The 13,707-nt window shown below is 62.6% G+C and carries 13 protein-coding genes; 11 read left to right on the top strand and 2 right to left on the bottom strand.

The window, feature by feature from the left end:
- Window positions 1–43 precede the first annotated feature (43 nt).
- A complete protein-coding gene (locus tag AC3WLP_RS13865; protein WP_064490680.1) occupies window positions 44–274 on the top strand; it encodes a hypothetical protein in 231 nt (76 codons plus the stop codon).
- Between the two features lie 16 nt (window positions 275–290).
- Here the strand turns inward: AC3WLP_RS13865 and AC3WLP_RS13860 are convergent, their stop codons facing one another.
- Window positions 291–476, bottom strand: a complete 186-nt coding sequence (locus tag AC3WLP_RS13860) for a hypothetical protein (protein WP_064490681.1) — start codon at window positions 474–476, stop codon at window positions 291–293.
- A 72-nt stretch (window positions 477–548) separates the two neighbouring features.
- Here AC3WLP_RS13860 and AC3WLP_RS13855 point away from each other — a divergent pair, with 72 nt between their 5' ends.
- The 5 genes from AC3WLP_RS13855 to AC3WLP_RS13835 all read left to right on the top strand — a co-directional run bounded on the left by AC3WLP_RS13855 (window position 549) and on the right by AC3WLP_RS13835 (window position 6,401).
- A complete protein-coding gene (locus AC3WLP_RS13855) occupies window positions 549–1,469 on the top strand; it encodes a phosphohydrolase (protein ID WP_232862742.1) in 921 nt (306 codons plus the stop codon).
- Between the two features lie 53 nt (window positions 1,470–1,522).
- The gene (locus AC3WLP_RS13850; protein ID WP_064490682.1) at window positions 1,523–2,020 is read left to right on the top strand and encodes a hypothetical protein; all 498 of its coding nucleotides are present in this window, start codon (window positions 1,523–1,525) and stop codon (window positions 2,018–2,020) included.
- Window positions 2,021–2,232: 212 nt separating this feature from the next.
- Window positions 2,233–3,426, top strand: coding sequence for a site-specific integrase (locus tag AC3WLP_RS13845; protein ID WP_064490683.1), 1,194 nt, complete (start codon window positions 2,233–2,235; stop codon window positions 3,424–3,426).
- A gap of 20 nt (window positions 3,427–3,446) precedes the next feature.
- Window positions 3,447–5,033: an ABC-F family ATPase gene (locus AC3WLP_RS13840; RefSeq protein ID WP_088512222.1), complete on the top strand. Its 1,587-nt coding sequence runs from the start codon at window positions 3,447–3,449 to the stop codon at window positions 5,031–5,033.
- 174 nt (window positions 5,034–5,207) lie between these two features.
- Window positions 5,208–6,401: an MFS transporter gene (locus AC3WLP_RS13835; RefSeq protein WP_088512223.1), complete on the top strand. Its 1,194-nt coding sequence runs from the start codon at window positions 5,208–5,210 to the stop codon at window positions 6,399–6,401.
- Here AC3WLP_RS13835 and AC3WLP_RS13830 read toward each other — a convergent pair.
- Window positions 6,363–7,409, bottom strand: a complete 1,047-nt coding sequence (locus AC3WLP_RS13830; RefSeq protein WP_088512224.1) for an alpha/beta hydrolase family protein — start codon at window positions 7,407–7,409, stop codon at window positions 6,363–6,365. The genes AC3WLP_RS13835 and AC3WLP_RS13830 overlap by 39 nt on opposite strands.
- Before the next feature lie 201 nt (window positions 7,410–7,610).
- Between AC3WLP_RS13830 and yghU the strand changes: the two genes are divergently transcribed.
- From yghU to AC3WLP_RS13805, 5 genes are all read left to right on the top strand, one after another.
- A complete protein-coding gene (yghU, locus tag AC3WLP_RS13825) occupies window positions 7,611–8,453 on the top strand; it encodes a glutathione-dependent disulfide-bond oxidoreductase (RefSeq protein WP_003248134.1) in 843 nt (280 codons plus the stop codon).
- 587 nt (window positions 8,454–9,040) lie between these two features.
- Window positions 9,041–10,744: an amidase gene (locus AC3WLP_RS13820; RefSeq protein ID WP_088512225.1), complete on the top strand. Its 1,704-nt coding sequence runs from the start codon at window positions 9,041–9,043 to the stop codon at window positions 10,742–10,744.
- 82 nt (window positions 10,745–10,826) lie between these two features.
- Window positions 10,827–11,501, top strand: coding sequence for a helix-turn-helix transcriptional regulator (locus AC3WLP_RS13815; RefSeq protein WP_003248128.1), 675 nt, complete (start codon window positions 10,827–10,829; stop codon window positions 11,499–11,501).
- On the top strand, window positions 11,498–12,415 hold the full coding sequence (locus tag AC3WLP_RS13810) for a pyridoxal-phosphate dependent enzyme (protein ID WP_003248127.1): 918 nt from the start codon (window positions 11,498–11,500) through the stop codon (window positions 12,413–12,415). Before AC3WLP_RS13815 ends, AC3WLP_RS13810 begins: the two co-directional genes overlap by 4 nt.
- 184 nt (window positions 12,416–12,599) lie before the next feature.
- On the top strand, window positions 12,600–13,697 hold the full coding sequence (locus AC3WLP_RS13805) for a carboxynorspermidine decarboxylase (protein WP_014756455.1): 1,098 nt from the start codon (window positions 12,600–12,602) through the stop codon (window positions 13,695–13,697).
- Window positions 13,698–13,707 lie beyond the last annotated feature (10 nt).

The following is a 13,707-nucleotide window of genomic DNA, read 5'->3' as shown; positions in this document are numbered from 1 at the left end:
TCGCCCTCGCCTACATGGCCTACCTGATCTACAGGGGGCCGCGATGAGCAAGCCGCACGCACGAACCAGCACCGGCGCGAAAGTCACTATCACCATCGAGATGACGAATCTCGGCTCATGGGGCCCGGACTGCACCCTGGACCAGGTCTACCGCCAAGCACGCGAAGCGGCAATTGGGCGATTGAATAACGTCTTCAAGGATCACGTCGCCACAACCCGCATCCTGGGCCCGGTGATCGTCGAAGCCGTCACCACCGACCTCGAGAAGCGTTAACCCCTTCCCCTACCACTCAAGCCCGCCGACGGGTCGTCCAGAAGTGCGTCGCGGCTAGCAACACCCCAGGTATAGCCATGCCCAGGCCGCTGTAGAGGAATGCCGGCTGGTCAGACAGCAGCCCGCCCATAACGAACCCGATGCCCGTGGGTATGAGCGTGACCGCTACATAGCCAAATGGCTTCCTGACTTCCTTTGCCATTTCAATGCTCCTTGTTTTGGGGGCACTATTTAAACATGCGTGCCCGCCGCTGTGCGCGGGCGAGGAACCTCTATGTCTGAACGCAAAACGATGTGCATCTACCATGGCAACTGCGCTGACGGCTTCGGCGGCGCCTGGGTCGTCCGCAAGGCCTTAGGCGAGCAGGTTGAGTTCGTTGCCGGCGTGCATGGTCAGGAGCCACCTGATGTCACCGACAAAGACGTGATCATCGTCGACTTCAGTTACAAGTACGAAGTCATGGCCAGGCTGAGCTGGAAGGCCAACAGCATCATCATCCTGGACCACCACAAATCGGCGGCCGAGGACCTTGGCAAGTTCCCGCCCTTCCACGCCGGCGTTCGGGTGGATGGTCGGCACCCCGACGGGTCGGTCGCACTGGGCTGGGAAAGCGCCCACATCTCCATGAATTCGCAGAACTCCCCCGCTATCGCCTGCTGCTTCGACATGAACCGCAGCGGCGCCATGCTCGCCTGGGACCACTTCTTCCCCGGGCAGGAGCCGCCAATGCTACTGCGCCACATCGAGGACCGGGACCTGTGGCTGTTCCAGCTGGATGGCACCCGCGAGATTCAGGCCAACCTCTTCAGCTACCCCTACGACTTCGAAGTCTGGGACACGCTCATGGCGACTGATGTGCAGTCCCTCCGCTCGGACGGCGCCGCGATTGAGCGAAAGCACCAGAAGGACGTTGCCGAGCTGGTGGCCGTGACCAAGCGCCGCCTGGTCATCGGCGGTCACAATGTGCCGGTGGCCAGCCTGCCATACACGCTCACCAGCGATGCGGGTCACCTCATGGCCCAGGGTGAACCTTTCGCCGCCTGCTACTGGGATACCCCTGATGGCCGCGTATTCAGCCTGCGCAGCACAGACGATGGCATGGATGTGTCGGAGATCGCCAAGCAATACGGCGGTGGTGGCCACCGCAACGCTTCCGGCTTCCGCGTGCCGTTCGGCCACGAACTGACCAAGTAACTCCCCTCTTCCACTCAAGGCTGGCGGCAATGGCTGTCGGTCGAGGATCACCTATGTCCGCAATAAACCGTTTCCACGAAGTAGCCAACGATGCCCTGGTGCAGATCAGCGACCATCTGGTGCCAGGAGCCAAGCTCACCTTAGTGATCTACGTACCAGGCGAACCTGAGCAAGACATCGTCCTGATGGGCCGCGGTGTCGCTACTGATGAGGTCGTGAATACCCTACGCCGGCGTGCTGCGCTGAGCCTTGATGGCGACAACGCCTACAAGTCCGGGGTATGCGATGTAGCCGTAGGGGCAATGGCGGCCGGGAAACAGAACAATAACCAGCCGCCCGAGGGGCACTGGGGCCAGCGGTTTTGGGATATCGGCCGGGCCGAGGGAGAGCTGCAGGAAGAACTGGTTCAAGCACTCCGCCTGGCTCGCAAAGAGCTGGACGCCTGCCAGCGGGTGATCCACTACGCCGGAGGCTTCGATCCAGCTTACGTCGATGATGCCCAGGCCGCGATCAAGATCACCGACGCAGTGTTGGCCAAGACCCCAGCCTGACCACCAACCTGCCGCCACCGGCGGCGTGGAGACCATCCCATGGAAACCGAAAGTACCGGTGACGTCGACAAGGTCACAGAACAGAAAATGGCTGACCTGCTCGGCTGCACCAAGCGCGCCCTGGAAGGCCGGCGCCTCCGCGGAGCGATACCTGAAGGCGTCTGGATGAAGCACGGCGGACGCATCATCTACAGCAAAAAGAGGTATGACGAATGGCTGGAAAGCCAATGGATTTACCCCCTGGAATCGACGTCCACTATGGCTCGCTCCGGCTCAGGTTCATGTGGGAAGGTACTCGCCGAAGTGAGACCCTTCCCTACCCCCCGACACAAAAAGGCATCAAGGCTGCATCCCAGCTTCGCGATAAAGTAAACAGCCTGATCAAGCTCAACCTCCTCGACCACGACAAGTACGCGGAGTTGTTCCCCAGTTCCGCCGCGGTTGTGGGCGGCGTTCCAACATTCGGTGAGTACGCCCAGTTGTGGCTGGACAGTCGTGAGATCGCAGCTGGTACCAGGCTGAACTATAAGGGCACCCTGAACCTGTACTGGGTGCCCCACCTCGCCTTGGTGCGTATTGATCTGATTACGTCGACGCTCCTGAGGCGAATCGTCGCCTCCATCACCTGGACTTCACCGTCGGTCAAACGCAACGCAATGGTGAAGCTGTCGACCATCCTGCGCTCAGCGGTACTGGACGGGCTGATCACGAGGAACCCGGCTGAAGCAATACAGCTGCCAGCACGCTCGAGGAAAGAGGTCGATCCCTTTACCCTGGACGAGGCGAATCTGATCATTGCCGAGCTGTACAAGCACCCTCATTGGCCGAGCCAGATCTATGCAGCGTTCTTCGAGTTCATATTCTTCACTGGCCTACGCCTGTCCGAAGGCCTGGCACTGAGATGGGATGCGGTGGATACGACCAAGAAGACAGCTCACGTGCGGCGAACGATTGCGCTCGGGGTAGTTGAGGAAAGGACGAAGACAGGGAGGGACAGGTTTGTGCTGCTCAACGACAGGGCCTTGCACGCCCTGGAGTTCGCCAAGCAGTACGCAGAACGCCGCAGGCTGGGCAAAGGCCAATTCACCGAATCGCCGTTCGTCTTCCCGCCTGGGAAGAATGGGGAGCACGTCAAGCAGACGTCGGACCTGCACCATCAGTGGCGCCCGATCCTTAAAGGCTTGGGGATCAGATACCGCCCCCCGTATAACTGCCGCCACACCTATGCGACAATATGCTTAATGTCTGGTCTCAACCCCGCATTTATCGCCCAACAGCTCGGGCATAGCGTGCAGATGCTCTTATCGACTTATGCGCGCTGGATTAACTCGTCCAACGACTGGCAGGAGCTGGAAAAGCTCCAAATTGGTCCGAAATTGGTCCGTAGCTGCGAAGAAGCCACGTAAGTTATTGATAGGTAAGCTCCTTGATCTCCACCGCTAACATCACCATGCAGTTCGGCTCCAAGCCGCTGTTCGAAAACGTTTCCGTCAAATTCAACAACGGCAACCGCTACGGCCTGATCGGCGCCAACGGTTGCGGCAAGTCGACCTTCATGAAAATCCTCGGCGGTGACCTGGAGCCGTCCGCAGGCCAGGTCATGCTCGAGCCGAACACCCGCCTGGGCAAGCTGCGCCAGGACCAGTTCGCCTACGAGGAATTCACCGTGATCGACACGGTGATCATGGGCCACGGCCAGCTGTGGAAAGTCAAAGCCGAGCGTGACCGTATCTACTCGCTGCCGGAAATGACCGAAGAAGACGGCATGGCCGTCGCCGAGCTGGAAACCGAATTCGCCGAAATGGACGGCTACACCGCCGAGTCCCGCGCCGGTGAACTGCTGCTGGGCCTGGGTATTCCGCTGGACCAGCACTTCGGCCCGATGAGCGAAGTGGCACCGGGCTGGAAGCTGCGTGTCCTCCTGGCCCAGGCGTTGTTCTCGGACCCGGACGTGCTGCTGCTCGACGAACCGACCAACCACCTGGACATCAACACCATCCGCTGGCTGGAAACGATCCTCACGGCGCGTAACAGCACCATGATCATCATTTCCCACGACCGGCACTTCCTCAACAGCGTCTGCACCCACATGGCTGACCTGGATTACGGTGAGCTGCGCCTGTTCCCGGGCAACTATGACGAGTACATGACCGCAGCCACCCAGTCGCGTGAGCAGCTGCTGTCGGACAACGCCAAGAAGAAAGCCCAGATCGCCGAGCTGCAGACCTTCGTCAGCCGCTTCTCGGCCAACGCCTCCAAAGCCAAGCAGGCCACTTCACGTGCCAAGCAGATCGACAAGATCCAGCTGGCCGAGGTCAAGCCGTCCAGCCGCGTCAGCCCGTTCATTCGCTTCGAACAGACGAAAAAACTGCACCGCCAGGCCGTGGTCGTCGAAAAAATGGCCAAAGCCTTCGACGACAAGGTGCTGTTCAAGAACTTCGACATCACCGTCGAAGCGGGCGAGCGCGTTGCGATCATCGGCCCCAACGGTATTGGCAAGACCACCCTGCTGCGCACCCTGGTCGGCGAGCTGACCCCGGATGCGGGCTCGGTGAAGTGGACCGACAGCGCCGAAGTGGGCTACTACGCCCAGGACCACGCCCACGACTTCGAAGACGACATGAGCCTGTTCGACTGGATGGGCCAGTGGACCTCTGGTGAGCAGGTTATCCGCGGCACCCTGGGGCGCATGCTGTTCTCCAACGACGAAATCCTCAAGTCGGTGAAGGTGATTTCCGGTGGTGAACAAGGTCGCATGCTGTTCGGCAAGCTGATCCTGCAGAAACCGAACGTGCTGGTGATGGACGAGCCGACCAACCACCTGGACATGGAATCGATCGAAGCGCTGAACCTGGCGCTGGAAAACTACCCGGGTACTCTGCTGTTCGTCAGCCACGACCGCGAGTTCGTGTCGTCGCTGGCCACGCGCATCATCGAGCTGTCGCCCGATGGTGTGGTGGACTTCAGCGGTACTTACGATGACTACCTGCGTAGCCAGGGTGTGCTGGTCTGATTGAAGGCCAAGGCCTGGCCACCTTGTGTGGCTGGGCCGCTTCGCGGGCTTGCCGGCGTAGCCCCCTCCCACCGACTGACACTACCCGACGAATAATTCGTTAGCCTGCTTTCTTTTCCTTCGCGCAACGGCCATGATGGGTCCACGCCCAACCGCCCGCCCGCGAAAGAGCCCATGACCGCGCAACAACCTGCCCCCGCCAGTCACACGCTGCACATCACCCTGCAGATCCTGTCGATCGTTTTCTATACCTTCATTGCCTTCCTCTGCATCGGCCTGCCGATTGCGGTGCTGCCCAGCTATGTGCACGACCAGCTCGGCTTTGGCGCAGTGATCGCCGGTGTAACCATTGGCCTGCAGTACCTGGCCACGCTGCTGAGCCGCCCGTTTGCAGGCAGGGTGGCGGACACTTTGGGAGGGAAACAGGCCATCCGCTTTGGCCTGCTGGGGATTGCCGGTTGCGGGGTGTTGACGTTGCTGTCAGCCTGGACCCTCCCCTTACCGCTGCTGAGCCTGGCACTGCTGCTCGGTGGACGTTTGCTGCTGGGCATCGCTCAAGGGCTGATCGGCGTGGCTACTTTGAGCTGGGGCATCAGCCAGGTCGGCCCCGAACACACTGCCAGGGTGATCTCGTGGAACGGCATCGCCTCCTATGGCGCGATCGCCATCGGTGCGCCGATCGGCGTGCTGGCCGTGGACGGGCTGAACTTCAGCGTGCTGGGGCCGGCTTTGTTGGTGCTGGCAACCCTTGCCCTGCTGGTGCTTCGCAAGCGCCCCGACGTGGTCGTGGTGCGCGGCGAGCGCCTGCCCTTCTGGTCGGCGTTCGGCCGGGTTGCCCCGTGTGGCCTGGGTTTGACCCTGGCCTCGATCGGCTACGGCACCTTGACCACCTTCGTCACCCTGTACTACCTCGAGCGCGGCTGGGCCGGTGCGGCCTGGTGCCTGAGTGCGTTTGGTGTGTGCTTCATCATCTCGCGGCTGTTGTTCGTCAACGCGGTCAACCGCTTTGGTGGCTACAACGTGGCGGTCGCCTGCATGGCCACCGAAGTGCTGGGCCTGGGCCTTCTGTGGCTGGCGCCCTCGCCGCCCTGGGCGCTGGTTGGCGCCGGGCTGACCGGTTTCGGGCTGTCGCTGGTGTACCCGGCATTGGGCGTGGAGGCGATCAAGCAAGTCCCCAGCAGCAGCCGCGGCGCAGGGCTGGGTGCCTATGCTGTGTTCTTCGACATGGCCTTGGCCATTGCCGGACCGGTGATGGGCGCCGTGGCGGTACACCTGGGGTATGCCTCGATCTTCTGCGTGGCGGCCCTGCTCGCCTTGGCCGGGGTCGGCCTAACGTTGTGGCTGGCGCGGCGCGCCCGCCGTAGCTGAACGCTCAGCCGGCGCTGGCGCGCCCAGCGCCTGGCTGAAGAACGCTGCCGTTTCTCCCTGCAGCGAATGATGGATATGCCGGCGGTCGACGCCATCGGCGTCCTTGCACAGCGCCGGCATTCGCGCGTACTGCTCGGCATCGCAGTGGGCCATGAACACGAAATGCCCGGCACCGGCCAACAGGCGGTAGTCCGGTGTGACCGGCAGTTTGCGGGCGAGGGCCTCGGCATTACGGTCTACCGCGACAAGTTGATCGCTGTCGCCACTGTAGATCAGTGCAGGAACCTGCACCCCGGCCAGCGCATGGCGCCCGAACAACAGGCTCAGCGGCGCCATCAACATGACCGCCCCCACTCGCGGGTCGGTCTCGGGCGCCAGTTCGCTACGGTCGGCAATCAGGATGCCGTGGGTCTTGCAGGCGTCTGTGTCATGCGGGCGCTCCAGGCAGTATTGACGCAGACGGTCCAGGTCGGGGCGTGCGCCAGACAGGATCAACGCGGTTTCTCCGCCGGCCGAGTAGCCAATCACGCCCACCTTGCCTTCATTCAGATAAGGCCCGACCACTGCATCATCACGCGCTGCGGTGATCGCCGCGCTGACTTGCAGCGGCCGCCCATAAAGATTGCTCAGGGTGCCAAGGCGACTGTGGTCGCGCACGTTGTCCCCCGGGTGCACCACCGCCACCACCACGAACCCTTGCCGCGCCAGCGACGTGGCCAGGTAATGCAAAGCCAATGGGCTGCCCGTATTGCCGTGAGACAGCACCAGCAACGGGAATCGCCCCATGGCGACGGGCGCCTCTTCGGCCACGTCGACGGGATACCCGTCTATACGGCTGATACGGGTTTTGCCAACGGCCGGGTAGAACGCCAGCGCTTGCATCGGGCGGCTATCGACCGGGTCGGTCAAGGTCATAAGGTGCAGGCCGGCAACCCACGGCGCGGCCTCGGCGCGGGCCAACAGGCCGCCGAGCAGGACCAGCGCCAACACGCAGCGTGCAAGGGTCATCGGCCAGCGGTTCCTTGCAGGACGAAGGGATAACCCAGCATAAAACCGGCTGGCGTTGTGCCGGATGAAAACTGGATGAAACCGCCGTCATGCAAGCTGCGCCTGCACCCTGTGCATTTGCGCATTGCGTCGAACCCATGGCATAGATGCAGGTCAACGTTTTCACGTGACCGTTTTCGCGCCTTTGAAGGAGATTCATGCATGAGCAAGCCTGCCTACGTGCCACCCAAAGTCTGGCGCAACGACGCAGCCTCCGGCGGCCAGTTCGCCAGCATCAACCGCCCGGTCGCCGGCCCGACTCACGACAAGGACCTGCCGCTGGGCAAACACCCGCTGCAGCTGTATTCCCTGGCTACGCCCAACGGCGTCAAGGTCACCATTGCCCTTGAAGAGCTGCTTGCCCTGGGCCACGCCGGTGCCGAATACGATGCCTGGCTGATCCGCATCGGCGAGGGTGATCAGTTTTCCAGTGGCTTCGTCCAGGTCAACCCCAACTCGAAGATTCCCGCCCTGCTCGACCGCAGCGTGGAGCCGCCGGTGCGGGTGTTCGAATCAGGTTCGATCCTGCTGTACCTGGCAGAAAAGTTTGGAGCATTGCTGCCAAAATCGCCGGCTGCGCGCACCGAATGCCTGAACTGGTTGTTCTGGCAGATGGGTGCGGCGCCTTACCTGGGCGGTGGTTTTGGCCACTTCTACGTGTATGCACCGGAAAAGTTCGAGTACGCCATCAACCGCTTCACCATGGAGGCCAAGCGTCAGCTGGACGTACTTGATCGTCGCTTGGCCGAAAGCCGTTATCTGGGCGGCGAGGCATACAGTATTGCTGATATTGCCGTGTGGCCGTGGTATGGCCAGCTGGTACGCGGCAACCTGTATGACGCGGCGCAGTTCCTGGCGGTTGACGAGTACCCGAACGTACAGCGCTGGGCCGAGGACATCGCCCAGCGCCCTGCTGTGCAGCGCGGTACACGCGTGAACCGTACCTGGGGAGATGAACACAGCCAGGTGCCGGAGCGCCATAGCGCCGCCGACCTGGCAGGTTGACGCAAACCGTGTGGAGCAACTGTCTTGCTCAATTTCCATAAGCTGGCGCGATCCGTGTGGGAGCGGCCTTGTGTCGCGAAAGGGCCGCGAAGCGGCCCCAGCATTATTTGCATCGACGCTGAAATCCTGGGGCTGCTGTGCAGCCCTTTCGCGACACAAGGCCGCTCCCACAGGGACTGCGCCAGGCTTTAGATGTGGACGACGACTTTCAGGACTTCCAGCGCCGGTTCGACCTTGATGCCCAGCACTGCCCCCAGGTCCATTACCCGCGCCAGGTCCTGCTGCCCTACCATGACCATCTGCAGTTCATACCTGTGGGAAACAACGGCGACCCTGGGGTTGTGGGTGGGTTTGCGGTGATGATGTTTCTCGATATCGCGCAGGGCTGAGGCTGAGCACCAGCCTGTGGGCGGCCCTTTGGTGACTGAAAGGCCGCCCCCACAATGGGCCGGGTAATACCTGCGAATGCCCCCGACAATGCCCCCCTGCATAAAACCATTTGCCCCTGCGCAAACCTGCGTCCGCCAAGCCCTTCTTGTACACTCCTCGCATTAGCCCCCACCTGCACATTTTTTTTTGGTGAACGCATGATCGAGGTAACCGAGGTTTCCATTGCCGAGCTGCGCGACGCGCTCGAGTCGGGCCGCACGACAGCGGTCGAGCTGGTCAAGGCCTACCTGGCGCGCATCGACGCCTACGATGGCGCCGACACGGCCACAGCCCTTAACGCCGTAGTGGTACGCAACCCGGAGGCGCTCAAAGAGGCCGAGGCCTCCGATGCCCGTCGTGCCAAGGGCCAGGTGCTTAGTCCGCTGGACGGCATCCCCTACACCGCCAAGGACAGCTACCTGGTCAAAGGCTTGACTGCTGCCTCCGGCAGCCCTGCCTTCAAGGACCTGGTCGCCCAGCGCGATGCCTTCACCATCGAGCGCCTGCGCGCCGCCGGTGCCGTGTGCCTGGGCAAGACCAACATGCCGCCCATGGCTAACGGTGGCATGCAGCGCGGCGTCTATGGCCGCGCCGAAAGCCCGTACAACGCCAACTACCTGACCGCGCCCTTCGCCTCGGGCTCGTCCAACGGTGCCGGTACCGCCACCGCCGCCAGCTTCAGCGCCTTTGGCCTGGCCGAAGAAACCTGGTCCAGCGGCCGTGGCCCGGCGTCCAACAACGGCCTGTGCGCCTATACCCCGTCGCGCGGGGTGATTTCGGTGCGTGGCAACTGGCCGCTGACGCCGACCATGGACGTGGTGGTGCCCTACGCCCGCACCATGGCCGACCTGCTGGAAATCCTCGACGTGGTGGTCGCCGATGACGCCGACAAGCGCGGCGACCTGTGGCGCCTGCAGCCGTGGGTGCCAATCCCCGCTGCCTCGACGGTACGTCCGGCTTCGTACCTTGAACTGGCGGTAGATGCCAGCGCGCTCAAGGGCAAGCGCTTTGGCGTACCACGCATGTATATAAATGCCGATCCCGAAGCGGGCACCGCCGAGAAGCCAGGCATCGGCGGGCCGACCGGCCAACGCATCAACACCCGCGCCACGGTGATCGACCTGTGGCAACAAGCACGCCAGGCCCTGGAAGCGGCGGGTGCCGAAGTGCTGGAAGTGGACTTCCCGTTGGTGTCCAACTGCGAAGGCGACCGCCCAGGCGCGCCGACCGTGTACAACCGAGGCATCGTCAGCAAGGCATTCCTGCATGACGAACTGTGGGAACTGTCGGGCTGGGCCTTTGACGACTTCCTGCGCGCCAACGATGACCCCAAGCTTAACCGCCTGGCCGATGTCGACGGGCTGAAGATCTTCCCCCACGACCCGGGCACCCTGCCCAACCGTGAAGATGACCTGGCTGCCGGCATGGACGAGTACGTCAACATGGCCAAACGTGGCCTGAAGACCTGGGACCAGATCGAGACCCTGCCCGACGGCCTGCGCGGGCTGGAGCAGACCCGCAAGCTGGACCTGGAAGACTGGATGGACAAGCTGGGCCTGGACGCGGTGCTGTTCCCCACCGTAGCCGACGTTGGCCCGGCCGATGCCGATATCAACCCGGTATCGGCGGACATCGCCTGGAGCAACGGTGTCTGGGTAGCCAACGGCAACCTGGCAATCCGTCACCTGGGCGTGCCGACCGTGACCGTGCCGATGGGCGTGATGGCCGATATCGGTATGCCGGTGGGGCTGACCTTTGCCGGGAAGGCCTATAGCGACAACGCGCTGCTGAGTTTTGCTGCCGCGTTCGAGGCCACCGGCTCGCGCCGGATGGTTCCGCCGCGCACGCCGGCGCTCGGCTGAGTCTTACAGGGCCCGCAAAAGCAGATCGCGAATTTCAACCATATGTGTAAAAATGCACAAACAGTTGATTTAGCGGTCTGCCATGCCTATCACCCCCAGCGAAGAACGCCAACTCACCCTCACCGTGCTCAAGGCCGCGATCCAGGCCCTGGGCAGCGTTGCCGCGCGCAACATGGAAATACTCCTGCACGACCTTGACCACCCCGAACACTCGGTGGTGGCGATCGTCAACGGTCATCTTTCCGGCCGCAGCGTGGGCAGCCCGATCCTCGCCGCACCGGAGCAGGACCAGGGTTTCAAGGCACTGATGCAGGCCTCGGCCGACCAGCACGGCTGTGAGCCGGTGGTGCTGCCCGATTACCCCACTACGCTCAAAGGCCGCACGCTACGGAGTGCCACGGCAATCTTCCGTGACAGCAGCGGCCACCCCTTCGCCAGCCTGTGCGTCAACACCGACGTCACCGGCCTGGATGCTGCCATGAGCTTTCTCCAGCAGTTGCAGCCGCTGGGGGCCATACCGGCGGTCAACGAACCGGCCGACATGGAGCTGCTGATGAGCGAGATCATCCAGGCTGCCCTGCAGCGCAGCGGCCAGGGGCGGATGAACAAACAGGCCAAGGTCGAGGCCGTGCGCGTCATGCAGGAGCGCGGCCTGTTCATCGTCAAGGGCGGCGTCGAGAAGGCTGCCAGCGCTCTAGGCGTGACGCGCTACACCATTTACAACTACCTCGAGCAACTACGCGGAGCCAGCCAATGACCTTGCACATTCATACCCCCCTGATCGAGTCGCGCCCGCTGTCGTTGGCGGCCGGTCGTAATATCTGGCTCAAGCTCGACGCCCTGCAACCCTGCGGTTCGTTCAAACTGCGCGGTGTAGGCTACGCCTGCGAGGTACACCACGCGCGTGGCGCCCGGCACTTTGTGTCCTCGTCAGGTGGCAATGCCGGTTTGGCAGTCGCCTACGCCGGACGCAAGCTGGGGGTGCCGGTGACCGTGGTGGTACCCGAAACCACCACCGAACGGGCCAAGCAGCTGCTGCACCTGGAAGACGCCAAGGTGGTGGTGCACGGCAGTTCCTGGCAAGAGGCCAACGCCCTGGCACAGACACTGGTAGGCCCGAACGATGCCTTCATCCACCCATTCGACGACCCACTGCTGTGGGCCGGGCATGCCAGCCTGGTGGATGAAGTGGCCGAAGCCGGCCTGAAGCCGGACGCGGTGGTGTTGTCAGTCGGCGGGGGCGGCTTGCTCAGTGGCGTGGTAGAGGGGCTCAAGCGCAATGGCTGGGGCGATGTGCCGGTGCTGGCAGTAGAAACCGAGGGCGCGGCGTCGCTGCATGCGGCCATGCAGGCTGGGCATTCGGTGGAGCTGGAGCGCATCGCCTCGGTGGCCACGTCGCTGGGGGCCAAGCGTGTGGCTGATCAGGCGCTGACGTGCGTGCAGCAGCATCCGGTGCACAGCCATCTGGTCAGCGATCGCGCAGCGCTGGAGGCCTGTGAGCGGTTCTTGCTGGACCACCGTGTGCTGGTCGAGCCCGCGTGCGGGGCGGCGTTGGCAGTGGCCTATGATGCCAAGGCACTGGGCGCCTTGCGCAATGTCCTGGTGGTGGTCTGTGGCGGCGCTACCGCAACACTGGAGCAGATCCAGGCCTGGCTGCAGCAGGCAGACTGAAGCTGCCATCTGTCGGGGGTGATTACGACAGTCACATGCACCTGATCTACTAGGCTCGCCGCAACCGAAAAGCCCACGCAATGGCGTCAACCCTGACGAAATGCGTATCCCGCCCTTTCGGTCTGCGGCAAGTGAAGGCACAATGCGTGTCCTTTTTTTGGCCGGCCTGGCCGGGGGCCTTTAAATGATCAAGACGCCGTATTACCTCATCGATAAAACCAAGCTGCTCAGCAACATGGAGAAGATCGCCTACGTGCGCGAACACTCCGGTGCCAAGGCGCTGCTCGCCCTCAAATGCTTCGCCACCTGGTCGGTGTTCGACCTGATGCAGCAGTACATGGACGGTACCACCTCGTCCTCCCTGTTCGAGCTCAAGCTCGGCCGCCAGAAGTTCGCCGGCGAAACCCATGCCTATAGCGTGGCCTGGGCCGACGACGAGGTCGAGGAGATGCTTGAGAACTGCGACAAGATCATCTTCAACTCGATCGGCCAGCTGCAACGCTTTGCCGAACAGTCCGAAGGCAAGGTGCGTGGTCTGCGCGTCAACCCGCAGGTCAGCAGCTCCGACTACCTGCTGGCCGACCCGGCCCGCCCGTTCAGCCGCCTGGGCGAATGGGACCCGGCCAAGATCGAGCAGGTGATCGAACACATCTCCGGCTTCATGTTCCACAACAACTGCGAGAACGGTGACTTCGGCCTGTTCGACAAGATGCTCACGCACATCGAAGAGCGATTCGGCCACCTCCTGCACAAGGTCGAGTGGGTCAGCCTTGGTGGTGGCATTCACTTCACCGGTGAAGACTATGCAGTAGACGCCTTCTGCGCGCGCCTGAAGGCGTTCTCGGAAAAATACGGCGTGCAGGTTTACCTGGAGCCGGGCGAAGCCGCCATCACCAACAGCGCCTCGCTGGAAGTGACCGTGCTCGATACCCTGTACAACGGCAAGCACCTGGCCGTGGTCGACAGCTCGATCGAAGCGCACCTGCTCGACCTGCTGATCTACCGCCTCAACGCCAAGATGGCCCCCAATGACGGCGAGCATACCTACATGGTCTGCGGCAAGTCATGCCTGGCCGGTGACATCTTCGGCGAGTACCAATTCGACCGTCCGCTGGCCATTGGCGATCGCCTGTCGTTCATCGACACGGCGGGTTACACCATGGTCAAGAAAAACTGGTTCAACGGGCTGAAGATGCCTTCCATCGTGGTCAAGCAGCTCGACGGCAGCGTCGAAGTCGTCCGCGAGTTCGGTTTCGAAGACTACGTTTCCAGCCTGTCGTAAGACCGGCTTT

It is taken from the genome of Pseudomonas sp. FW305-E2 (genome assembly GCF_058782925.1).
The sequence above is the reverse complement of the archived record's forward strand: the minus strand, read 5'-3'. Positions and strand labels throughout refer to the sequence as shown.